At 65.2% G+C, this 21,620-nt stretch carries 29 protein-coding genes and 2 pseudogenes; 21 read left to right on the forward strand and 10 right to left on the reverse strand.

Translation table 11 applies throughout. The features are described 5' to 3' along the window. A partial coding sequence (locus tag DNA98_RS15280; RefSeq protein WP_146237991.1) for an integrase core domain-containing protein occupies positions 1-129 on the forward strand: 129 nt, incomplete at its 5' end. 30 nt (positions 130-159) lie between these two features. Here the strand turns inward: DNA98_RS15280 and DNA98_RS15285 are convergent. After that, positions 160-687: pseudogene (locus tag DNA98_RS15285) on the reverse strand (transposase); the annotation flags it as partial. A 45-nt stretch (positions 688-732) separates the two neighbouring features. Here DNA98_RS15285 and DNA98_RS15290 point away from each other — a divergent pair. Then, complete coding sequence (locus DNA98_RS15290; RefSeq protein WP_199489405.1) at positions 733-1,263, forward strand: hypothetical protein; 531 nt, start codon at positions 733-735, stop codon at positions 1,261-1,263. Then, positions 1,264-1,500, forward strand: coding sequence for a hypothetical protein (locus DNA98_RS15295; protein ID WP_110532271.1), 237 nt, complete (start codon positions 1,264-1,266; stop codon positions 1,498-1,500). Between the two features lie 2 nt (positions 1,501-1,502). Here the strand turns inward: DNA98_RS15295 and DNA98_RS18415 are convergent, their stop codons facing one another. Both DNA98_RS18415 and DNA98_RS15305 read right to left on the reverse strand, forming a co-directional pair. Then, on the reverse strand, positions 1,503-2,462 hold the full coding sequence (locus DNA98_RS18415) for an IS3 family transposase (protein WP_110532324.1): 960 nt from the start codon (positions 2,460-2,462) through the stop codon (positions 1,503-1,505). A gap of 5 nt (positions 2,463-2,467) precedes the next feature. Next, positions 2,468-2,749 carry a transposase gene (locus tag DNA98_RS15305; RefSeq protein WP_110532272.1) on the reverse strand — a complete coding sequence of 94 codons (282 nt, stop codon included), beginning with the start codon at positions 2,747-2,749 and terminating at the stop codon, positions 2,468-2,470. Between the two features lie 64 nt (positions 2,750-2,813). Here DNA98_RS15305 and DNA98_RS15310 point away from each other — a divergent pair, with 64 nt between their 5' ends. Together DNA98_RS15310 and DNA98_RS15315 are read left to right on the forward strand one after the other, a co-directional pair. After that, positions 2,814-3,188 (forward strand): IS4 family transposase, encoded by a 375-nt coding sequence (locus DNA98_RS15310; protein WP_233493245.1) that lies wholly within the window; start codon positions 2,814-2,816, stop codon positions 3,186-3,188. Between the two features lie 47 nt (positions 3,189-3,235). Then, positions 3,236-3,505 (forward strand): annotated as a pseudogene (locus tag DNA98_RS15315) (type IV pili twitching motility protein PilT); the annotation flags it as partial. Between the two features lie 395 nt (positions 3,506-3,900). Here DNA98_RS15315 and DNA98_RS15320 read toward each other — a convergent pair. After that, entirely contained in the window at positions 3,901-4,194 is a 294-nt protein-coding gene (locus DNA98_RS15320; RefSeq protein WP_110532273.1) for an addiction module antidote protein, read from the reverse strand. Positions 4,195-4,201: 7 nt separating this feature from the next. Continuing rightward, positions 4,202-4,492: a type II toxin-antitoxin system RelE/ParE family toxin gene (locus DNA98_RS15325; protein WP_110532274.1), complete on the reverse strand. Its 291-nt coding sequence runs from the start codon at positions 4,490-4,492 to the stop codon at positions 4,202-4,204. 396 nt (positions 4,493-4,888) lie between these two features. Between DNA98_RS15325 and DNA98_RS17840 the strand changes: the two genes are divergently transcribed. The 13 genes from DNA98_RS17840 (at position 4,889) to DNA98_RS15390 (ending at position 12,462) form a co-directional block, all read left to right on the forward strand. After that, on the forward strand, positions 4,889-5,152 hold the full coding sequence (locus tag DNA98_RS17840) for a type II toxin-antitoxin system Phd/YefM family antitoxin (protein ID WP_158531659.1): 264 nt from the start codon (positions 4,889-4,891) through the stop codon (positions 5,150-5,152). Beyond that, positions 5,149-5,589: a type II toxin-antitoxin system VapC family toxin gene (locus tag DNA98_RS15335; protein WP_110532276.1), complete on the forward strand. Its 441-nt coding sequence runs from the start codon at positions 5,149-5,151 to the stop codon at positions 5,587-5,589. The genes DNA98_RS17840 and DNA98_RS15335 overlap by 4 nt, the downstream gene beginning before the upstream one ends. A 431-nt stretch (positions 5,590-6,020) precedes the next feature. Beyond that, the gene (locus DNA98_RS15340) at positions 6,021-6,560 is read left to right on the forward strand and encodes a CsgG/HfaB family protein (RefSeq protein WP_255418289.1); all 540 of its coding nucleotides are present in this window, start codon (positions 6,021-6,023) and stop codon (positions 6,558-6,560) included. Next, on the forward strand, positions 6,550-6,912 hold the full coding sequence (locus DNA98_RS15345) for a hypothetical protein (protein WP_110532278.1): 363 nt from the start codon (positions 6,550-6,552) through the stop codon (positions 6,910-6,912). The genes DNA98_RS15340 and DNA98_RS15345 overlap by 11 nt, the downstream gene beginning before the upstream one ends. Positions 6,913-6,925: 13 nt before the next feature. Then, positions 6,926-8,083, forward strand: a complete 1,158-nt coding sequence (locus DNA98_RS15350; protein WP_110532279.1) for an RNA-guided endonuclease TnpB family protein — start codon at positions 6,926-6,928, stop codon at positions 8,081-8,083. A 31-nt stretch (positions 8,084-8,114) separates the two neighbouring features. Next, the gene (locus DNA98_RS15355; protein ID WP_110532280.1) at positions 8,115-8,840 is read left to right on the forward strand and encodes a hypothetical protein; all 726 of its coding nucleotides are present in this window, start codon (positions 8,115-8,117) and stop codon (positions 8,838-8,840) included. A gap of 92 nt (positions 8,841-8,932) precedes the next feature. Further along, positions 8,933-9,190, forward strand: coding sequence for an AbrB/MazE/SpoVT family DNA-binding domain-containing protein (locus DNA98_RS15360; RefSeq protein WP_110532281.1), 258 nt, complete (start codon positions 8,933-8,935; stop codon positions 9,188-9,190). Next, positions 9,178-9,591: a PIN domain-containing protein gene (locus DNA98_RS15365; RefSeq protein ID WP_110532282.1), complete on the forward strand. Its 414-nt coding sequence runs from the start codon at positions 9,178-9,180 to the stop codon at positions 9,589-9,591. The genes DNA98_RS15360 and DNA98_RS15365 overlap by 13 nt, the downstream gene beginning before the upstream one ends. 249 nt (positions 9,592-9,840) lie before the next feature. Next, a complete protein-coding gene (locus DNA98_RS15370) occupies positions 9,841-10,095 on the forward strand; it encodes an AbrB/MazE/SpoVT family DNA-binding domain-containing protein (RefSeq protein WP_110532283.1) in 255 nt (84 codons plus the stop codon). After that, positions 10,088-10,492, forward strand: a complete 405-nt coding sequence (locus DNA98_RS15375; RefSeq protein WP_110532284.1) for a type II toxin-antitoxin system VapC family toxin — start codon at positions 10,088-10,090, stop codon at positions 10,490-10,492. Before DNA98_RS15370 ends, DNA98_RS15375 begins: the two co-directional genes overlap by 8 nt. An 18-nt stretch (positions 10,493-10,510) precedes the next feature. Further along, positions 10,511-11,569 (forward strand): nicotinate-nucleotide--dimethylbenzimidazole phosphoribosyltransferase, encoded by a 1,059-nt coding sequence (cobT, locus tag DNA98_RS15380; RefSeq protein ID WP_110532285.1) that lies wholly within the window; start codon positions 10,511-10,513, stop codon positions 11,567-11,569. A gap of 4 nt (positions 11,570-11,573) precedes the next feature. Continuing rightward, positions 11,574-11,756, forward strand: coding sequence for a hypothetical protein (locus DNA98_RS15385; RefSeq protein WP_110532286.1), 183 nt, complete (start codon positions 11,574-11,576; stop codon positions 11,754-11,756). A gap of 1 nt (position 11,757) precedes the next feature. Further along, on the forward strand, positions 11,758-12,462 hold the full coding sequence (locus DNA98_RS15390; protein WP_174720027.1) for an adenosylcobinamide-GDP ribazoletransferase: 705 nt from the start codon (positions 11,758-11,760) through the stop codon (positions 12,460-12,462). Positions 12,463-12,512: 50 nt separating this feature from the next. On the opposite strand, the gene DNA98_RS15395 is transcribed toward DNA98_RS15390, so the two are convergent. The 3 genes from DNA98_RS15395 to DNA98_RS15405 form a co-directional block, all read right to left on the reverse strand. Continuing rightward, positions 12,513-13,334: a carbohydrate ABC transporter permease gene (locus tag DNA98_RS15395; RefSeq protein ID WP_110532288.1), complete on the reverse strand. Its 822-nt coding sequence runs from the start codon at positions 13,332-13,334 to the stop codon at positions 12,513-12,515. Beyond that, positions 13,324-14,223: a carbohydrate ABC transporter permease gene (locus DNA98_RS15400; protein WP_165364008.1), complete on the reverse strand. Its 900-nt coding sequence runs from the start codon at positions 14,221-14,223 to the stop codon at positions 13,324-13,326. The genes DNA98_RS15395 and DNA98_RS15400 overlap by 11 nt, the downstream gene beginning before the upstream one ends. Before the next feature lie 63 nt (positions 14,224-14,286). Beyond that, positions 14,287-15,585 (reverse strand): ABC transporter substrate-binding protein, encoded by a 1,299-nt coding sequence (locus DNA98_RS15405; RefSeq protein WP_165364006.1) that lies wholly within the window; start codon positions 15,583-15,585, stop codon positions 14,287-14,289. Positions 15,586-15,871: 286 nt separating this feature from the next. Here DNA98_RS15405 and DNA98_RS15410 point away from each other — a divergent pair, with 286 nt between their 5' ends. From DNA98_RS15410 to DNA98_RS15420, 3 genes are all read left to right on the forward strand, one after another. Further along, positions 15,872-17,107 (forward strand): RNA-guided endonuclease TnpB family protein, encoded by a 1,236-nt coding sequence (locus tag DNA98_RS15410; protein ID WP_110532289.1) that lies wholly within the window; start codon positions 15,872-15,874, stop codon positions 17,105-17,107. A 143-nt stretch (positions 17,108-17,250) separates the two neighbouring features. Continuing rightward, positions 17,251-17,475, forward strand: a complete 225-nt coding sequence (locus DNA98_RS15415) for a hypothetical protein (protein WP_110532290.1) — start codon at positions 17,251-17,253, stop codon at positions 17,473-17,475. A 90-nt stretch (positions 17,476-17,565) separates the two neighbouring features. Continuing rightward, entirely contained in the window at positions 17,566-20,220 is a 2,655-nt protein-coding gene (locus DNA98_RS15420; RefSeq protein WP_110532291.1) for a PKD domain-containing protein, read from the forward strand. Positions 20,221-20,264: 44 nt separating this feature from the next. On the opposite strand, the gene DNA98_RS15425 is transcribed toward DNA98_RS15420, so the two are convergent. Beyond that, positions 20,265-20,912, reverse strand: a complete 648-nt coding sequence (locus tag DNA98_RS15425) for an RNA-guided endonuclease TnpB family protein (RefSeq protein ID WP_370444453.1) — start codon at positions 20,910-20,912, stop codon at positions 20,265-20,267. After that, positions 20,821-21,474 (reverse strand): hypothetical protein, encoded by a 654-nt coding sequence (locus DNA98_RS15430; RefSeq protein ID WP_158531661.1) that lies wholly within the window; start codon positions 21,472-21,474, stop codon positions 20,821-20,823. Before DNA98_RS15430 ends, DNA98_RS15425 begins: the two co-directional genes overlap by 92 nt. Positions 21,475-21,620 lie beyond the last annotated feature (146 nt).

Genomic DNA, 21,620 nt, shown 5'->3' on the forward strand with positions numbered 1-21,620 from the left:
GCGCGGGCGTCGGTGGAGGCGTTCGTCTTTGAGGTGTACAACCGCAAGCGTCCGCACTCGGCCTTGGGGTACCTGACGCCTGAAGCTTTTGTGGACAGCCTGTTGAAAGGGGGTGGGAGCCCTGACTAAACTGACCGGTGAGGTGGTGCAAATTTAGGGGCGCAGTACAGCCTCCTGATCCGTCTTGCGCACCCGCCGCAGGGTGGAACGCACCTTGTGCACGGTGCAGAGCTGCCACTGGGCCCTGGGGTAGACGCGCTTGATGGCGGTCTCTATCCCCGGCAACTCGTCAGTGATGAAAAGCAACACCTCTTCCACCCCCCGCTCCTTGAGCTCAAGGAGCAGGTCGCCCCAGCCCGTGCCCGACTCCGTGGGCAGAAGCCAGAAACCAAGGACCTCCCGGTGGCCTTCCTCGGTGATCCCCAGGGCCAGGTAAGCGGCTTCGGTAGCTACACCTTCCCCCTCCCGGAAGACCTTGGCGAACAGGGCGTCCAGGTAGACGAAGGCGTAACGCTGCTTAAGCGGGCGCTTCCTGAAAGCCTCTAGCCTGGGCAACACCTCCTCGGCCATGCGGCTGATGGTGCTGGCGCTGTAGGTCTCCCCCAAGAGATGCCCCAGGACCTCGCCCACCTTTCGCGTGGAGATGCCGGCGGCGTACATGGCTAGGGCAAACGCCTCAAGGTCTGCTCGGTGTTTCCCCCTTCGGGGGAAAGCAGCCGCCGGTTTGAAGAGATGGCTCGGGGTATTTTGGCTACCGGCTCCACCCGCGTGAGCGAGATGGTAGCCAGCCTCCCCTCCCACCTGCAGCGCCGCTTCCACCAGGCCAAAGCCCTGTACCGCTTCCTGGATAACCCCCGGGTCAAGGCCGAGGCCCTTCTGGAGCGGATCTGCGAGGAAAGCACCGAGGCGTTGGTGGGGGAGGAGGTGCTGGTTCTTCTGGACCCGAGCCCCCTCCACAAGCCCTATGCCCGAGCCCTGGAGGGGCTTCACCCCGTAGGGGGGGAGCGAGAGGCAGGCTATGAACTCCTCACCGCCTTGGGTGTGGATGCGGCGGGGCATCTGGCGGTGGGGTACGCCCATCTGTTGGCCTACGGGGAAAAGGGTTTCCTAAGCCTGCCGAAGGAGGTGGAGCGGGCCATAGAGGGGGCGACGGAGCGGTTGGGGGGCGAGGGCCGCCGGCGGGTGTGGGTGGCGGACCGGGGCTTTGACGAGCGCAAGGTGTTCCGTCAGGTGCTTTCGTTGGGGGCGGCTTTTGTGGTGTAGGTGTACCGCAACCGGGGTTTGGACGACGGGCAGCGGTTGCGGGCGCTGGTGGCCTCCTTGCCCCTTCCCTTCCGTGGGACGTGGGAGAGGAAGGGGGAGGGTCGGCGCCGGGGGGTGGAGGTCCACTTTGGGTGGACGGAGGTAGCGGTGGAGGGGCGACGGCTTTCCTTGGTGGTCAGCCGGGTACCGGTGCTGGGGAGGCGGGGTTCATGGTGGCTTTTTGATCCGAACCCCTGAACTTAGACACTCCTACCTGTCTGCCGTGTGAGTCCTTGGTCAACCCTGCTCAGCACCTCCTCCAGAGCCTCCCGAGGCGTCCGATACCCCAGCCCCGAGTGCAACCGGGCTTCGTGGTAATACCCCAGCCGCTCCGCGATCACCCTCCTCAGCTCCTCCAGGTCCCGCGCCTCCAAAAACAGCTCCCTGCCCTCCTCCTTGAACCGCCCAAAGAAACTCTCCACCACCGGATTGCCCTTCGCCCCCCTAAGGCTGTAGGAAACCCGCTGCCCGTCCTCCAGAAGCAACTGCCCCACCCACTCGTGGCTCAAGAAGGCGCCCCCCTGGTCGTGGTGGATGAGGCTTGGGGGCAGGTGGCCCAGGCCTTCCTGGAGGACAGCTTTGGCCCGCTGCCATACCCCCAAGGCCAGCTCCGCCGTGGGGGAGGGGCCGATCCCCCAGGCCAGGACCGTGCGGGTGCAGTGATCCAGGATCGGCATGAACCAGGCTTTCCCCTTTCCCCCAGCGTAGGCCATCAGGCTGAAGTCGGTGTACAAGAGGGCAAAGGGTCCAGGCTCCCCCTCCTTGAGGGTTGCCGCGCGCAGGTCCGCCTTCGCTCTGGCCAGAAGGACGATCTCCAGCAGGGGGTTGGGCTTGGGTTTTCTGGCCGTGCGCCTGAGGGAGAGCTGGAAATCATTGAGCAACCTCTGGATCCGCTTGTGGTTGAGGACCAGGCCCCGGCGGCGTAGCTCCTGGTCGATGCGCCGGTAGCCGTACTCGGGGTGCTCCAGCAGGATGGCCTCGATGAGCTCCTTGGCCCTTTGATCTTCCTCCTCCCGCTTCCTCTGCGCCTCCACCTTTTGCTTGTGGTGGTAGTACCAGGTGGCCCGGGGAATCTCCAAGGCGCTCAGCACGATGGGCAGGGGGGCCAGGCCCTGAGCCAGCGCCTGACGGGCCAGGTCAATGCGCTCGCCCAGAAGCATCTTCTTCACCTCCCCTGCCCGAGGAAGTTTTTTAGGAGGGCGATCTCCACTTCCTTCTTCCCGATCAGCTGCTCCAGGTCCCGGATCTTCTTCTCCAGTTCCTGCTCCTGGGTCTGGTTGGAGAAGACCGAGGGCCCCCGCTCCATGAGTTCGGCCTTCCACTTCACGATGGTATTGGGGTGGACCGCGTAAGCACGGGCCAGCTCCACCAGGCTCCTTTCCCCTTTGACCGCCTCCAGGGCGGCCTGGAACTTGACCTGGGGTGCTACTGCCTTGGGCTTCTTCATCTGGACCTCCTGATCTCTGCAGGATACATCAAAAGTATCGTCTAGGTTAAGGGGGTCATATCCTTTGACCAGCCTGCCGGTGAGGGGTCCGGAGGAGGCGCTGCGGGTGGTGGAGATCTACCGCAGGCGGTGGGAGATTGAGGGGTTCATCCGGCTTTTAAAGGTGGGGTTAGGCCTTGAGGGGTTTTTGGTGTGCGGGCTGGTCCGGATTCGGAAGGTGGTGGCGGTGGTGCTGGGGCTGGCGATGTTTGTGTGGGAGCTTCAGGGGGCGGAGGGGTCTTTCAAGGCGTTTTTGCTGGAGCTTGGGGGCAAGCTAGGGCTTGCTGGTGAAAGGGACGGTCCCTATCTGCTCTTGCGGGGGTTGGTCCGCTTGCTAAACCACCAGGTAATCCAGGAACATCTGGAGCGCGCACGGAAGGGGAAGAAGAGTTGTGGGTAAACTCCTGATTTCCGGAAGACACTTCCCCTAGGCTCGCCAGACACCATCCGCCAGCCAACGGACAGGGGCGCATGCTGGCGCTAGAGATTTTGTTGGCTACGCCTTTTGTGCGCGACCTCATCAAAGATGAGAACAAGACGCCTCAAATCAAGGACGCCATGCTGCAAGATAACCTACGCGGAATGCAAACCTTCGATCAGCACCTGGTCGAACTCTATACCCAGGGCCATATCAGCCTCGAGGACGCCGAAGGCTCGGCCACCAACCCGCACGAGCTCAAGCTGATGCTGACCAAGTCTACCGGGTACGGATACTGAAACTCAACGCGTTTGTCGGCAGGTCGAAAGCTAACCGCCTGAGCCTGTTGCGCTTCATTGCCGAGGGCTCGATTCGGGTAAGGAATTGCCTTATAAAGAAGCTATCTCGAACTCGATAGGATAGGAGAGTAAGGCTGCAGGTGGGTGCAGGCTATGCGCCTTCGGACTTGTTATATCTTGGCCAGCCGGGTGTTGGTCTCAGCATCTAAGCCCCTGAGCAGGGCATTGCGACGGGGGTTCTTTTCGGCCCTGTCCGGGAGGTGGCGGAAGGGAGCTGTTGCGCGAACCTCTTGCCCCCGCGGTGGGTAGGAGTGGGGCAAGTGGCTGTCGTGATGGCTTTTCCGCCGCGCCCGACAACCGCCGGCGTGGTGCGCGACCTGGGCGGCATCGCCCGCTCAAGCGCTGACGGGTTCGGCCCGCAGCCTGAGCCCCAGCGCCTTTAGCACCTTCATCACCGTGGCGAACTCCGGGTTGCCCTCGCCAGAGAGGGCTTTGTACAGGCTCTCGCGTGAAAGCCCGGCCTCGCGCGCCACCTGCGACATCCCTCGAGCCCGGGCGATATCGCCCAGCGCAGCCGCGATGAGCGCGGGGTCACCCTCTTCTAGGCAGGCCTCGAGGTAGAGCAGCATATCCTCCTCGGTTTTCAGGTGTTCCACCACATCCCACTTTTTCAGCTTCACCTTTTTCATACTCCCCTTACAAGTTACGAGCGATCTCCCGAGCCCGTTTGATGTCCCTGGATTGGCTGGATTTATCGCCACCTGCCAGCAGCACCACCACCTCCAAATCTCGCTGCACGAAGTACACTCGGTAGCCAGGCCCGTAGTGAATCCGTAGTTCTGACACTCCCTCCCCTACCGGGGCACAGTCGCCAAAGTTACCCAGCTCGAGGCGACGCAGACGGGCATTGATGACCGCCTTGGCCTTGGCATCCCGCAGACTGGCGAACCATCTTGCGAAAACCTCGGTTTGGACAATCTGCGGCACACAGCATACTGTATCCTATAAGATACAATCCTGCAAGGACGGACGAACGTTGGCAGGAGCGCAGCTTTGGCCGAGGGAGCCGCACCGCTCCCTCCACCGAAGGTCCTCGTCCGGGAGCACCTGAGGAATCCCCTCAGGGCGGTCTAGTAGGTAGAAGGCCTACCCGGCCATCTTGCCCCCGGGGGCAAGATGGCTAGGCTGCCCGCTCTCTGCGCCGAACAAGCCGGACGCTTTCGGGCCAAGCTACGCTACCCGGCTCTGGGTGCACGACGGTGCACCCGTCCCGGCCTGGCGAGGGGGATTTCTTGCCCCCGTTTAGGCCTGGCGACTCCGACCACGGGGGCAAGAAGCCCGCCTCAGAAGCCCGGTAGCCATTTTAGGTGGTATGACAGCTACATGGAGCGAATAAGCGCACGGGAACTCAAGAATCGCTTGGGGCGCTACCTCGGGCTCGTGCGGGAGGGGAAGAGCCTGGAGATCACGGATCGGGGCCGGCCTGTAGCCCGGCTGGTGCCCCAGGGAACCGGCCTCCCGGAGCGCCTCCAGGCCATGGTCATCTTGGACTTCTTGGAGCCGGGGGAGGGAAGGCTCTCGCCCCAACCCCCCGTGGCCCGAGCCCGCGGAAGCGTGGCCGAGCTCCTGATTGCGGAGCGCGGATGACCCGGATGGTCTACTTGGACACCAGTGCTCTGGTAAAGCGGTACGTGGAGGAAGCCGGAACCCCCGGGGTCCAGGCCCTCATCGGGGGAGCAGATGTGCTCGGCACCTCGGTCCTGACCCGGGTGGAGATGGCCGCGGCCCTATCCAAGGCAGCGCGGATGGGGTTCCTTACCCGGGAGGAGGCTGAGGCGGCTCTGGAGGCCTTCCTTGCGGATTGGCCCCGACTGTATCGCCTGAAGGCCACAGATCTTCTCTTGGAGTGGGCCTCAAACCTGGCCTGGGAGGAGGGGCTAAGGGGATGCGATGCTACCCATCTAGCCGCAGCCCTTCTTTGGCAAGGAATGCTGGAAGTGCCAGTGATCACGGCCACCTTTGACCGGGATCTTTGGATGGCTGCAAAGAGAAGGGGTCTAGAGGTGTGGCCCGACATCCTGTGAGAGACGGTCGCAAAAGTTTGGCACCCTTGAAGCATAACACCTGCACGCAACTCCTACCCCAGCGACTTTTGGGGTGAGGAGTGGGGCATCCTGAAACCCCGGAGCCCGCCACGAGGGAGACCGTCAACGCCCTGGGGCGGGCCATGCTCTTGCTCCATGGTCTACCCCTACTTCCGCACGGAGATTCCGGTGGGTGGTGGAGCGGACACCGACGGAGGAGCGGCCTGCGATGAGCGAGAGGTTTTTTCGCCGAGTGGAGCTAGGGTGGCTTGGGTGTACCTGGGCATTGAGGCGGCCGGTGAAGGGTCCTCGGCCCCAGGTGGGCGCCGGCACTCGAGGGCCGCTTAGGGCTCTTCCTCCTCCTCGCCGCCTGCGCACCCAGCACTACCACCACCATCGTCAACCCTACCTACGACGGCCCCATCGAGACGCTGGCCTACGTCAGCTTCCGCGGCTCCTACGGCGTCAACGAAGAGCTCAGGCGGGCCTTCGACGACGCGGTGCAGGCTGCCGTCTTCAACCACCCCTACATCAGCAAGCGCTTCGACCTTCTCGAGCGCAGCCGCATCGAGCCGGTGCTGAGGGAGCAAAACTTCGTGATCAGCCAGGGGATTGACCCCCGCAATGCACCCGAACTCGGCAAGCTTTTGGGGGCACGCTACATCCTGCTGGGTGAGCTGGTGAGCTTCGATGCCAAAGAGAACCGCAGTCAGGTGCTCCTCGCCAACGTGAGCACCCTGAGCCTCCACGTGCGGGTGGCCCTGACGCTGGTGGAGACCGAGAGCGGGCGAGTCCTCGCGCGGGTCAGCGCCGACCGCACCGAGACGGTGCTCACCCAAACCGGGGTTGGGGTTTCCTGGACACTCCAGCTCTCCACCCCGGTCACCCTGCCCGAGAAGGCCGTGACCGACGCGCTCAACAAGATCTGCTATGAGGCTCTCAACGAGTTGTTTCGTAGGCTTGCTGCTTAGCCTGGGACTGCTCTTTCCCACCGCCTGGGCTGAATGTGCCCAGGCGGTGGACACGATGAGCGAGGGCATCGCCGGCGCCGAACCCGAGGCCCTCAGCCGGGCGCTCGCGGAGGCGATTGCTCAGGAGCGAGGGGTATTCGTCAGCACCCGCCAGCGCCTGCTGGAGTACGCCAGCACGGTGGTTCAGGACGGGCGTTTGCAGGAACGCGGAGAGAGTTCCTTCGAGGAGGAGATCCGCACCCGGTACGCGGACTTCATCAGACTACGGCAGCGCGGAGACCCCGCCCTTCAGGGCTGGGGCTGCTTCGCGCAGCGAACACCCTGGGGAGCGCCGCCTTACCTCCTTTCGTAAAATGTCGTAACATATGAGCATGCAGCGGACGAGTCGGCTCCGGCTCGAACCAACCCGCGAGCAGGCAGACGCCCTCCTGGAAACCCTTCGCCAGCACACGGAATGCTTCAACGCCGTGTCCGCCTATGGCTGGCAGCACAGGGAGAAGAACGGCGTCCGTCTCCACCACGCCACCTACCGCGCCTTGCGGGAACGGTTCCCGGCGCTTCCTGCCCAGCTTGTGATCGCCGCCAGGGAGCGCGCCCGCGAGGCGCTGAGGAGCGCGCTCACCCGCGCAAGACGAGGCAAGAAGGCGTCCCAGCCGAGAAGCCGCCTGTGCCCTATTCGGTACGACGCCCGCACCTATACGCTTTGCACCGCCAAGGGCTATGTAAGCTTCGCCTCTGTGGCAGGACGGCTCAAAATTCCGTTCGCTGCTAATCCCCACGCTCAAGGTATTCTGGACCGGGCCGTCGGCTTTGGCAGCGCCGACCTGATCTTTCGTAGGGGACGGCTGTGGCTCCACGTCGCGGTGACGCTGCCCGACCCCGCGTTCCAGCCGTCCGGCTTGGTCGTGGGCGTGGACCTGGGGCTTTCGCGCCCCGCCGTCGGCTCCAACAACCGCTTCTTCGGCGAGCGTCGCTGGAAGGAGATAGAGCGCAGGTACTTCCGGCTGCGTCGCGGTCTCCAGCGCAAAGGCACCCACTCGGCCCTGCGGCATCTCCGCAGGCTGGCCGGGAAGGTCAACCGCTTCCGGCGCGACTGCGACCACGTGCTGAGCCGGCGCATCGTCAACTCCGTCCAGCCCGGCACCGTGATCGTTGTGGAGAACTTGGTGGACATCCGCAGCCGCACCAAGCAGCGGGGCAGGGAATCGCGCCGCCGCCTGCATTCCTGGAGCTTCGCCCGGCTCAAGGCATTTCTCGTCTACAAGGCGGAAGCCATGGGGTGCAGGGTCGTTGGTGTAGATCCCCGCCATACCTCGCAAACATGCTCGCGTTGCGGCTACGTCCATCGCTCTAATCGTCGCTCCCAATCACGTTTTCTATGCCGGGCTTGCGGGTTCGAGTTGAACGCCGACTTGAACGCTGCCCGTAACATCGCCCGGAAGTACCTTGCCGGCGGTGGCATGCCTGCCGCTGGCGGGCCGCCGTCAACCGGCCCATCGTGCCAGCCCGCACCAGCGGGCTAGGTGCAAGCCCCCGGCTTTAGCCGTGGGGTAGTTGACCCTTCGCTACCAGATCCTGCAGCGCAGCCCCGAGGCGAACGGGGTGCGGGTGCGAGTGCGGGCCTCGGTCTGCTTGGACCCCGTTGTCGCCCTGTTCGCCGACGGACCAGTACTGGCCGCGCTGAGCCGCTACCTGCCCAAAGGGTGGCAGCTCGTCGCCCTTGCCAGGCGGCCGGGTTCCCTCGAGGACTACCTGACCGAGGTGCTCGCAAGTGGCGCGACCTACGCGGGCACCCTCGACTCCGGCGCGTCGTTCGTCACGAACGGGAACATCGTGGCTGCGCAGCTGCAGGGGAACCTGGTCCTTTTCGACCTACGTAGCTTGGCGGTGGTCGGTACGGTGAGCTACAGCACGCGCGGGGTAGGGGCCAGCAGCGAGCAGGCCCTGGCCCAGGCCGCCGACCGGCTCGCCCAGGAGATCGCCCGGCAGTGGCTCATCCAGTTCGCCGTGGCAACCCGCCAGGTCACCTTCAGGATTGAAGGGCTGCGGCGCGGGGGAAACCGCTTCACCCTGGCCGAAACCCTGGCGGCCATCCCCGGCGTCATCCGGGTGGACTCCCACGCCTACGACGAACCCGGCCGCACCGCGATCCTGGTGGCCACGCTAGACGCGCAGGCCGACCCCTGCGCCGTGGCGCAACAACTGGCTCGAGGGCGGGTATCGCTGCGGCTGGACTCCTGCGAAGGCTCCACGGTGGTTCTTGGGGTGTTGCGGGAGTAAACCACCCTACGCCTAAGTATTGGGGTCATAGGACCTCATGATAAAAGCCTGCCCACAAACACCTTCTGTCTTACATGAGGTAAGATAAAGCTATGCCCCTCACCCGTCTCTCCAGCAAAGGCCAGGTGGTGCTGCCCAAGGCGGTGCGGGAGGCCCTGGGCCTCGAGGCCGGGGACGAGCTCCGGGTCGAGGTGGAGGGCGACACCATCCGCCTCGTTCCCCGGAGAAAAAGAAGCCTTGGCGAAGTTCTGGATACCCTCCCCGGCCACGTCCCCAAGGAGGCCTTCTCCAGCCCAGAGGCGCTCCTCGCCGCCGAACGGGAGGAGGCCCGCAAGAGGTGGCACCGGTGATCGCCGACGCCAACTTCCTGCTCCGGCTCATCACCAAGCACCCCCAGCCGATGTACCGTGCGGCCCGCGCCTTCGCCCTGGAGGCGGAGCGGCGCGGCCTCCTCATCGAAGTGCACCCCATGCACGTGGCGGAGGCGGTCTACGTCCTGGAAGGGCGCATCTACGGCCTCTCCCCCAGGGAGACGGCGAAAGAGCTCCTGGCCCTTCTCGGTGCCCGCCCCTTTGTGCCCCGGGAAGAGGAGGCCTTGCTGGCCGCCCTCGAAGCCTATCCCGAAAGCGGCCTGGACTTTCCCGATGTTTTCCTGGCCAAACTCGCCCGGACCGAGGGGAAGCGGGTGGTCAGCTTCGACCGCAAGATGGCGCAAGCCGGAGTGGAGCCCCTCGTGCCAAGGGAAGAGTAGACCAAGTCGCCACCGCCCTCGAGCGGAGGAGGGGCTCCAGGCGGGGAGGAAGACCCCGTCGCTGCGGCGGTGGAAGTCCATCAGCGCCCTCCGGTGCCCCCGCTTTGTCGCCCGGAACCCCTCGCGATAACGTCGCTTGTTTCGTGGGTTAACCTGGAGGTGTTGGGCGACCCGAGAGGAGATCCAGCAGTTGACATCTGGCCTCAGACTTCCGGTCTGAGGAGTCATCACCTTGGGTATAGTAAGCGTATGGCGCAAGGCATAGTCAGCGGAAAGTACCAACTTACGCTCCCGGTAGAAGTTCGCAAGGCTTTGGGGATTAAACCTGGCGACCGGGTGGAGTATGTGGTCAAGGGTGGGCGGCTGGAGATACGGGTGATCCGCCCCGACTTATCCCGGGTGCTCGACGAAGTCCTCGCAGAGCATGACTTTGCCGCTTTGCGAACCGAGACCCAGGATGACGCGGTACAGTACGTGCGGGAGCTGCGGGGCCGGGATGATTAGCCTGGATACCAACGTGATATTCTCGGCGCTGAACCCAGCAGACCTTCACCACACCCGCGCGAGGCGGCTCCTGAGGGAGCATGGGGCTGCGGAGGTGCTGGTCCTCTCGCCGGTGGTGTACGCCGAGCTGATGGCCTCATCCGATGCAGCGGGCATCCGCTTGTTTCTCCAGAAGGCCCAGATCACCACCCTCTGGGAAATGCCCCAGGCAGTCTGGGAGGCAGCGGGCAGAGCTTTTGGACAGTATGCCCGGCTGCGGCGCGGAGGCGTGCTGCCCAGGCGGATCCTGGCAGACTTCCTGATCGCGGCCCATGCGGAGCATCACGGGCTGGAGGTGATGAGCTTCGACGACGCCATTTACGCCGAGGTCTTCCCCGAACTGCGGCTGATCGGCTGAGCAGAAGGGGTTTAGCTTATGCAATTACCCGAGATCAGGCCCATAGAGACCTACTGGCTCGAGGCCGCCTGGGCGCGGCAGGACCGCCTGACCAAGCCTCCCCGGTCCCTGGCCTACCTGGAGGAACTCTCGGTGCGGCTCGCGGCGATCGGGCAGAGCCTGCACCCCGAGCTGGGCCAAGGAGGGGTCATCGTCTGCGCCGCCGACCACGGGGTGGCCGCCGAAGGGGTTTCGGCGTATCCGAGCGAGGTCACCGCCCAGATGGTGCGCAATTTCCTCTCGGGCGGCGCGGCCATCAACCAGATCGCCCAGGCCGCTCAGGCCGAGGTCTGGGTGCTCGACGTGGGGGTATGTTCCGAGTTCGAAGAGCATCCGAGGCTCATCCGCGCCAAGGTGCGCCCTGGCACGGGCAACCTCGCCCGCGAGGCGGCCATGACCCCCGCTCAGGCCGAGGAAGCCATCCAGGCCGGCATGGAAGCGGCGCGGCGAGCCATCCGGGAGGGCGCCACCCTGCTGGCGGCGGGGGACATGGGCATCGGCAACACCACCGCGGCCGCCGCGCTCACCGCGGCCTTGTTGGGCCTCCCCGCCGAGGCGGTCACCGGGCGGGGCACCGGCGTGGACGAGGCCCACCACCGCCATAAGGTGCAGGTGGTCGCACAAGCCCTGCGGCGGGCCGAGGGCAGCTTGGGCGAGCTCACCCGGGCCGACCCCCTGGCCATCCTGGCCGAGCTGGGCGGCCTGGAGATCGCGGCCATCGCCGGGGTCTTCCTGGCCGGAGCCGAGGCCGGGCTGCCCTTGGTCAGCGACGGTTTCCCGGTCACGGCGGGGGCGCTGGTGGCCTCGAGGCTCGCTCCCCAGGTGCGGGGCTACCTCTTTGCCGGGCACCGCTCCGCCGAGCCCGGCCACACCCGGCAGCTGGAGGCTTTGGGGCTCAAACCCGTGCTCGAGCTGGGTCTGCGCCTGGGGGAGGGCACCGGAGCGGTGCTCTCATTCCCTATTCTGCGTGCAGCGGCGAGGGTCCTGGCCGGCATGGCCACCTTTGAGGAGGCCGGAGTGTCTGCGGAGCGAGGTTGAGCAGATGGCGAAGACCAACTGCTACGGAGAAGGTGGGCTCTACGTCTTCACCGCGGCTTATCGCCGGAGGCGCGGCTGCGGCTCGCGGCGCCGCCCCTACCCCAAAGAGGTGCGGGCCGAGGCCATCCGCTGCCTGGCCGGGCTGCCGGTGGATCCGCGTGAAGGACCGTCTAAAGATGGGCTCTAGGATGCGCCCCTTTTGGCTGGCCCTGGGCTTCCTCACCACCTTCCCCGTGCCCAGGCTAGGTGAGATCCGGCCCGGCGAGATGCGCTCGGCTTCGGCCTTTTACCCCGTGGCCGGGTACTGCCTGGGTGGGGCGCTGGCCCTGGTGGCCTGGCTTGCCCAGCCTCTCCCCGAGGGGTTGCAAGGGGCCTTGCTGCTGGCCTTGTGGCTGGGCCTCACCGGGATGCTCCACCTCGATGGCCTCTTGGACTGCGCCGATGCCCTGCTCGCGATGAAGCCGCCCGGGGAGCGCCTGAAGGTCCTCTCCGACCCGCACCTGGGCAGCTTCGCCTTCGGGGTGGGCTTCGCCCATCTGCTCCTCAAGTGGCAACTCCTGACCCTGGGGCCTTCCCCCTGGCTGCTATTGGGCCTCCCGGCCATCGTGCGCTTCGCGCTGCTCGTTCCCATGAACCTCTACCCGGCAGCGCGGCCGGAGGGGCTGGGGGCAGGCTCGAGGGAAGGCCGCCTCGGCCTGGCCCTGCTCTTTGCCCTCCCGGCTTTGGCCTCGTTTCCCTGGCAGGCCCTGGCGGTGCTCCTGGTCATGCTGCTGCTGGCCCGCTGGGCGGCAAGCCGGCTGGGCGGGGGGCTTTCCGGTGACGTGTACGGGGCGCTGATCGAAGTAGGGGAGAGCGCGGGGTTGCTGGTGGGGGTGTTGCTCCGGATGGTTTAGCTCGGCCAGCGGCGCGCACACCCCGGGGCGAGGCGGTTTTCTCGGCAGCCCTACTTGCTCTCCGAGAGGACAAAACCCCGGCTGAACTGCCGCCCCAGCAGGGTGAACACCACCATGGGAGGGAGGATAGCCACCAGGGTCCCGGCCATCACCATGCCCCAGTCGGTCTGTCCGCTGGCCTGCCCGATAAGGCTTTTGAGCCCCACCTGGATCACCTGGTGGTCGCTGTCGCGGATGATGATCAAAGGCCACAGGTACTGCTCCCAACCGTAGATGAACTGGATCAGGGCCAGCGCGCCGATGGTGTTCCAGCTCAGGGGAACCAGCACCGAAAGGAGGAAGCGCAAAGGCCCTGCTCCGTCGATCCGGGCGGCGTCCAGCAGGCTCGAGGGGATGCCCATGAAGTGCTGGCGCAGCAGGAAGATCCCCGTGGCCGAGGCGGCGAAGGGAAGGATGAGGGCCGGATAGGTGTTGGCCCAACCCAGGCGGTTCACCAGGTCGAACAGCGCCACCACCAGGAGGTCGGTGGGCAGCATCAAAGTCAGGAGGATCAGGGAAAACAGCACTCCCTTGGCGGGTATGCGGAAATATACCAGCGCCATCGCCCCCAGCGCCGAGGTGACGACCTTGAGCAGGGTGATCCCTGTCGCCACCACGAGGCTATTGCGCAGGTATACGCCCAGTTTGGCGCCGTTCCAGGCGGTCCGCAGGTTGTCCCAGAAGTGGCCGCCCGGCATGAGGTCGGCGGAGTTGACGGCCGCGCCGCTTTGGGTGGCCTTGATGGCGGCAAACAGCAGGGGAGATCCCACCAAGAGCACCGCGAGGATCAGGGTGAGGTGGATCCACAGGGCCTGCAGGGCTTTACGCGCCATAGTTGATCCTCCTTCCCAGGCGGAACTGCAAAGCGGTGAGGGCACCCACCATTACCAACATGAGGATAGCCTGGGCCGCAGCGAAGCCGGTTTGAAAGTTTTGGAAGCCGTCCTGGTACACCCGGTAGATCAAGAAGGTGGTGACTCCCGTTTTTCCCAGGGTGGGCCCCCCCGCGGTGAGGATGTCCACCAGGCTGAAGGTGTCGAAGATGGCATAGGTCAGGTTGACGAAAACCAGGAAGAAGGTGATGGGGGAGAGCAGCGGCAGCATGATGTGGCGGAAACGTTGCCAGGGAGTCGCTCCGTCCAGCGCCGCGGCCTCGAGCAACTCCCCGGGCAGGTTCTGTAGCGCGGCGGTGTAGAAGGCCAGGTTATAACCGATATTTTTCCATACCGCGGCGAACACCACCAAAACAAAGGCTAGGATGGGGTTGTCCAGCCAGCGAGGGGCGACGCCAAACCACGTGCGCAGCAGCTCGTTGACCAGCCCCACCTCGGGGTTGAACATGAATAGCCACAGCGTCCCGGCGATGGCCGGGGAGAGGGCGTAGGGGTAGAGCAGCAACGAGCGGTACACGGCTGCCCCCCGGATCCGCTGGTTGGCCAGGATGGCCAGGCCCAGTCCCAGGGCCAGCCCCAGACCCACCACCAAAGCGCAGAAGAGCACCGTCTGCGCCAGGCTCTGAAAGTACGCGGGGTCGGTCAGGAGCTGCTGGAACTGGGACAGCCCCACAAAGGTCTCGGTTTGAAAGACGAAGTTGGCGCGGTACAGCGAAAGGCGTAGGGTCTCGAGGGCCGGATAGTAGAGGAAAACCCCGAGCACCACCAGGGTGGGCAGGAGCAGCAACAGGGCTAGCCAACGGTTTTTGAAGACGGCGAGGGCGTTCATGGCGTGGGGTTAGAGGCAAGGAGCCGCGAGCGCTTCGCTCCCGGCCCCTTGCTGCTGGGGGGTTTACTTCACGCTGGCGTTGTACTCCTTGAGGGCGGCGTCGGCTTTGGCCTTGGCCTCGGCCAGCGCCGTGTCTACCGGGGTACCGGAGAAGACCTTTTGCGCTGCCTCCTCCACGAGGCGGCGCACCTGCTGGAAGGGGCCGATCAGGGCCCCGGCGGTAGCCTCGTTGGGGATGGTCTCGAGCAGCTGATTGAAAGCCACCAGCTGGGGCGCTTTCTCGTTCAACCAGCCCTCTTTCTTCAAAAGCTCCACCGAGCTGAGCCGCACCGGGTAGTAGCCGGTGAGCTTGTGCCACTCGGCCATGTTTTGGGAGTTGGTCATAAACAGGGCGAACTTAAGAGCGGCCTCGGCCTGTTCCTTGGGGATTCCCTTGCTGATCCACAGGCTGGCCCCGCCGATCACCACCCCATTGCGCTTGACCCCATCGGGAATGGGCAAAAAGCCCACCCCCATCTCGAAGCCGGTCTTTTTGGCGGCGTCGTTGATGTTGACGATGTCGGCGGTGGAGGTGATGTGGAAGACCACTTTGGCATCGGTGAAGATGGCATCGCTGCCGTCCCAGTCCTCGAGCTTGCCGGTGTAGGTGTAGTAACCCTTGTCGTTCATCTCCTTGAGCCAGGAGAAAATCCGCTTGGCGGGCTCGCTGGTCAGGAGCACCTCGGTAGCCCGGCCCTTGCGCCCGTTGCCATTGTTGGCCAGCAGCGCCCCCTGCTCGGCCATCCACTGCTCGAAGAACCAGCCGTTGAGGCTCATCCCGAAGCACTTAACCCCGAGGTTGGCGGCGGCCACTTTGGCGCAGGCCGCGGTGAGCTCGCCGAAGGTTTTGGGCGGATTGGCCGGGTCTAAGCCCGCTTTTTTCATCAGGTCCTTGTTGAAGTAGAGCACCGGCGAAGAGGAGTTGAAGGGGATGCTGTTGACCCGGCCGCCGATGGTGTAGTAGTTGAGCACCGGTTTGATGTAGTCGGCGGTGTCGATGGGGCCTACGTTGCCGACGGGCTGGAAGATGCCTGAGTCGAGGGCGAACTGGCTGCCGATCTCGTACATCTGTACCAGCGCCGGAGGCTTACCCTGCCGCGCCGCCAGGGTGGCGGCCTGGAGGATTTCCGGGTAACTGCCCTTGAACACGGGGCTCACTTTGATGTTGGGGTTGGCCTTGTTGAAGGCCTCGGCCTTGGCTTGGATCCAACCGCCTCGCTTGGGGTCGCCAAAGGTATGCCAGAACTCTACGGCCACGCTTTGGGCCAGGCTGGCGGTACAGAGAATCCCTGATAACACCGTGATCAACGCGATAGGCTTCATGTCTCCTCCTGGGGCCTTGGTTCCCCGTCCAAACCATATGGGCGCCGTTTCAGTGGCCTGTCAGCATGGCGCTCGAGGGCTGGTTTGATATCCCCACCTCTTGGGGTGGCTCCACCCAGTTGAACGCTTCCATACTAATCGTGGATGCCCCGCATTTCAATGCGGAGAGACGTTTTTTTCGGCGCAAGCCGTGGAAGCGGTTGTTTTGCCCGTAGGGCAAACACGTCTTAGAGCCGCGCGAAGCGCGGTGTAGCACACCCATCCGCCGGTGAGCTACCGTGTACTCATGCCCAGGGCAGAAACCGTCATTCTAAAGCTGCGCGACCCCGGGGCGGGCAAGCGACGCTGGCTCGACCAGACCGCCGAGCTGTTCCGCCAGGGGACGCAGCTGGGACTCGACTATGCCCTGAGCAACCAAACCAGTAATAGGGGGAAGATCCATGCCGCCACCTACCCGAAGATCCGCGCCCTGGGCCTGCCCTCCGACTACTGCCGCATGGCGGTCAACCAGGCGGTGCAGCTCGCCCGGAGCCACTTCGGGCTGCGCAAGGGCCAGCGGCGGGCGGGCAAACCTACGACGGTTCGTAGTCAGGGGATCGGGCTCGGGGTCAACGCCTACCGGGTGGTTGGTTCCGCCCTTCGGCTTTCCACCGGGGTGCAAGGTGACTACCTCTGGCTCCCCCTGTGCGTCCCCGCCCGTTGGCGGGACAAGCTGCAACACGTCAAAGGTGATGCAAGGCTGTTCAAGCGGGGCGAAGACTGGTACGTGATGCTGCCCCTGCGCGTACCCCACACCCCAACCGTCCGTGACGGCGACGGTGAATCCACCGTCATCGGGGTTGACCTCGGGGTTGTACGCCTCCTGACCGCGAAGCATCCCCACGGCTGCCTGGTCGTGAACGGCAAGCCCGTCCGCCATAAGCGCGAACACCGAGCCTCCCTCCGCAAGCGCCTCCAGCGCCACCGCCGCACCGACCGGGTGCGGGCCATGCGGGGCAAGGAGCGGCGCTGGATGACCGACCTCAACCATAAGGTGAGCCGCCGGTTGGTGGACCTGGCCCTTCAGTACCCCAATCCGGTACTCGCCTTCGAGAAGCTGGACGGGATACGGGATAGGGTGCGGGGGAGCAAGCGGTTCAACCGGATGGTCTCTTCCTGGGCCTTCCGGCAACTGGTGGACTTCGTGCTGTACAAGGCGGAGCGGGCGGGGGTGCGGGTCATCTTCGTGGATCCCCGCCGGACCAGCCGCACCTGCCCAAAGTGCGGCCACGCTACCCGGGCCAACCGACCTGAGCAGGGCCACTTCCGATGTGTGGCCTGCGGCTACCAGGGCAACGCCGACGTGGTAGCTTCTCTCAACATCGCTGGCGTAGCGGCTGGACTGCTGCGCCAAGGGCCGCCTGACACGGCCCGTCCGGGGCGACCCGGACAGGCTCCTTCCGTGGGGAGGGGGCTGGATGGAGTAAAGGTGTGTGAGGCGCAAGCTTTGCATACAGACTCCAACCTTGAAAGTTCCGCGTAGGAACCCCCGTTCCCGACTCGCCGTGGCGAGGCGACGGGGAGGATGTCAGCTCGTCTGTTACTGGAAAGGGGGGTGGGGGCGAAGCTATTCTCATCTAGCCTTGGGCCCCCAGGTGGTAGCTGCCGCGCTCGAGGGCCGAGGCTTTGCTCGAGCCCGACTCCAGGGAAGCGTCCCGTCTGGGCCGAATTCTGCTCGAGGCCGAGCCCTACGACCGGGAGGCGCTCTGGCTCACCCTCGAGGCCCTGCGCCGCACGGGGAACCACCGGAGCCTGAGCCGGCTGTACGCGGAGGCCCGGGCGAGGATGCTCGAGGTCGGGGAGGCCTTGCCGGAGCGCTGGCAGAGTTTCCTCACCCCGGCTCCTGCCTGAGCCCCCCCTCCGCCCACCGGCAAAACCCGGCCTTTTTCTGACCGCCATCTGACCGGCCCGGCCGTACCTTGAGGGTCGAAAGGAGAAAGCATGTTCGATCGGCGATGGTGCATTCCGGCCCTGGCATCGGCAACCGCCCCCACCCTGACCCGATTCAAAACCCGGCGCGGGGTCGGTCTGAACCCCTCGGTTTTACTGGCCTTGCTTTGGGTAGGGCTCGTGGCCTGCGGAGGCGGGAACCCCAACCCCGGCTCGAATCAACCGCCCACCGCCAGATTCACCGCCGCAGACACCGTACAGGCCGGTACGCCGCTGGCCTTTGACGGCTCGGCCTCCACCGACCCTGACAATGACCCGCTGAGCTTTAGCTGGGACTTCGGCGACGGTTCAAGGGGCGGGACCGCCAGGATCGCCCATATCTTCCCCAAGGCAGGCAGCTTCAAGGTGACGCTCACGGTCGCGGACGGCAAGGGCGGAGTCCACAGCAGCGAGAAAACCATCACCGTCTCCCCGCCTCCGGCCCCGAGTAAGACCGTAGCCGTGCGAGGGCTGGTAAAGGGGATTGACGACGGGCCGCTGGCGGGCGTCAACGTCTCGGTCGTTGGGGGTTCGGCCACCGGGACGACCGGAGCGGACGGGACGGTGACGTTGAATTTGGGCGTCGGGGTGGATGTGACCCTCAGGCTCTCCAAGGAGGGTTATGCCGAGCAGTTCAAGGTCGTCAACCTCCCCGGTAACGTCGGGGAGGATGGGTATTTTGAAGCCCGCCTGATACCCCGCGAGGCTCCCAAAACCCTCGCCGACGCGGCCAAGGGCGGGAATCTGGAGGGAAAAGACGGGGTGAAGATCGGCCTACCGGCAGGGGGGCTGCTGGACCCCTCCGGCAAACCCGTCTCCGGCGCAGTGCAGGTGAGCATGACCCCGGTGGACGTGACCGGCGCGGCCCTGCCCGCCTTCCCGGGGCGCTTTGAGGGGATCGAGCCGGACGGCTCGAGAAACCCCATCGTCAGCCTGGGCACGGTGGAGTTCGTCCTTTCCCAGAACGGGCAGCGCTTGCAGGTGGCCCCGGGGAAGACGGCGAGCCTCGAGCTGCCCCTCTACGCCAACGCCTTTATAGACGGAAGCGTGCTCAAGGTTGGGGACAAGGTGCCGCTGTGGTCGCTGGACGAGCGGAGCGGAACCTGGATCAACGAGGGCGAGGGAACCGTGGTGGCGAGCGCGAGTTCCCCCACGAAACTGGCGGTGCAGGCGCGGGTGGCGCACTTTGGCTGGTGGAACCTGGACTACGTACCCGATCGGGCCAACCCCAAACTCCGCTGCGTCAACGACGTGCCGGGGCAGTATGACGATATCTTCGCCCAGGCTCAAATTTGCAATATGCTGGCCGAAATAGACCGGGGACTGTCGGGGAACTCGACGCTTCCCGGCTACGCCGCCACGACCACCATCCCCATCGGCGGGGGGGTGCCGCTTCCCATCCCGGCCGGGGTCAAGGTGATCCTCAAAGGTTCGGCGCTCGGCGGCTCCTGGGCCGGCCAGGCCACGGTGAACCTGCCCAAGAACAGCAGCGACGAGATCCTCATCCCCCTACGACCCCTCACCCTCACCGGCGACTACTGGACGTCCTTCGCCACCCTGCCGGGGACGAACGACATCTTTGAGTACCGGATCCTGCCCGACAGCCAGAAGCGGCTCGTGGCGATCGTCTCGACCAGGCGATGGGAAGGGAACAACTCCAGGCCCATCATCTCGGTGCAGCGCTGGAACGGGAGCGCCTGGTCGAAGGTCACCGACGACCTCGAGGGCGAAGTCAACGCTGCGCCCTTCGCTTGCGCAGACTTTGTCCTGGACCAAGACGATAACCCGGTGGTAGTGTACACGTACCCAGTCCCGAACACCTCGTACCACGAATACTTCGTGCGGCGCTGGAAACCCGGCGGCTGGGTGGCGGTGGGGCCGGACGGCGGGAAGCTTCCGGGCCAGAGGTACTCTACGTGTAGCGAGAGCCCCTCGCTGGCCGTGGGGGCGGACAACCAGCCGATTGTGGCCTACGAGCTGAACGGCGCTGCTTACGTGCGGCGCTTCGACGGGGCCAACTGGGTGGGCATGGGGCCATCGGAGGGGAAACTCAACGGCTCCATCCCAGCCAACCACGTCGTCATGGTGCTGGACTCCAGCGGGAACCCGGTGGTGATCTGGCGGGCCTACAATACCTCCGACAGCTACGCCCTGCGCTACAAACCCACCCCCACCCCCTCCTGGGAGGCCATCGGGCCAAACAACGGGCTTTTGCCCACGTCGCTCCCGCTGCTCGGGTTCTACCCGACCAGCCTGATCCTGGATGCCTCGGGTAACCCGGTGGCAGCGGGTGCGGCCGATATCTGCAGCAGCCCGTCGTGTGGCTCGGCTTACATGGGCGTGGCGATCTACCGCTACGACGGAACCCAGTGGCAGACGTCCGGGGGGCACACCGCTAGCCCCAACGGGTATCTCTCGAACAGACCGGGGCGAAGGGCTTTGGTGCTCGACGCCAGCAACCACCCGCTGATGGCCTGGGTAGAGCTCAGCGTCCTCTACGTTCAGCGCTGGAACGGCTCGGTCTGGACCGGAGTGGGCTCCGACAGCGGGGCCTTTGGCAACGGGTACAACGCCCCCACCCTGGTTCGGGACGGCGCGGGGAACCTGCTGTTGGGCTTCAAGTTGATCGGCGGGCAAAAAATAGAGATCTACCGATACGTCCCTTGACTTCCTGGCGTGACGTCCTCCCCCGAATTCATTCGGGGGCCTCCTCAAGAGGCACGCAGGTCCGACCTGCGCTTCGGTTCGTGGACCGTATGCCATCCCGGCCGGAATGACAAGACCACGGGCCGCGCCACGCGGCCACTACTCCCCTGGATGGGAGATACCTGGAATGCGCGCTCGTAGATGTTCAGCGCGCCGTTCACGTCCGCTTGGGCTGTCCACCCGCATTGGCAGCGGTACAACCCGCGATGAATCCGGCTTGCCTCGCACACCCTGCCGCAGGCGTGGCACGTGCGGGAGGTGTTCCGCTCATCCACATCGGTTCGGACTGCGATCCCGGCGATCTCCGCTTTGTATCGGATCATGTCCACGACCTTCCGGTAGGACCAGTTGTGGAGGCGTTGGTTCAGCCGATCGCCGTAGTCGATAGCCCCTCGGATACCGGTCAGCTCGCCGATGGCAATCTCCTTGGCCCCACGCTGGACACACGCGCGGACGAAGTGCGCGGTGACCATGTGCAGCAGGTGTTCGACCTGTCGGCGTTCTTTGCGGGCGATCTCCCTGTACCGTCGGGACATGCGGGGGTTCTCCCGCGACGGCGGCTTAACCTTTGCCCGCACCTTCTGCCCGTACCGCCGAACCGCCTTGAATCGCCGCGCCGTCCTCGAAGGCGGCGGCCAGGAGCACCGCCACACGACCCGTGCCGTGGTTCTTACGGGGCAGGACCTCCACCACCAGGCGGGCTTCCAGTTGCCCGGTCAACTTGTCGTAGGTGATGCAGACCTGCCGCACCCGTTCGTACTCCACGTCAGGGCGGTGGCCGATCCGGAAGGTGACGGAGCGGACGCCATCCGCCCGTCCCTTGCCCAGGGAGAGCGTCAGGCGGTCGCCTTCTAGCGTGAACCCGCTCTGGACGTACTTGAGCGGGGAGAGCCTGGCCTTGGGCCGGAACCCAGGCGCGTTATGGCCCGTCTGCCCGTTGCGGCGGAGGGCGAAGAACGACTGCCACGCCTGCCGCACCTCGTCGCGGGTGAGCTGCGCGGACATGGAGTAGTAGCCCTTCGCCCTGGGGAGGGCGGCCAGGATGCGGTTGAGGTTGGACCGGCGCACATCGACCCGGCCGGTCTCCTCTTGCCGGCGGCGGAGGTGCCACATCAGCCCGTTGTAGACCTTGGTGGCGCAGAACATCGCATCCCGGAGGACCCGCTCGGTCTCGGGATCGGCGTGGATCTGCGCCTTGATCGTCAGCATCGGCATCCGTCTTCCGCTCCTCGATGTAGCGTTCTATCCCCGCAGCCGAGATGTTCCCGGCGCTGCCCACGTAAAAGGAGGGCGTCCATTCAGGCGCATGCACAAAATACCACAAAACGACCGCCCACCATGCTATGTGCTCCTTCGGAGCA

The organism is Meiothermus sp. Pnk-1 (assembly GCF_003226535.1).
In the GTDB taxonomy this organism is placed as follows: Bacteria; Deinococcota; Deinococci; order Deinococcales; family Thermaceae; genus Allomeiothermus.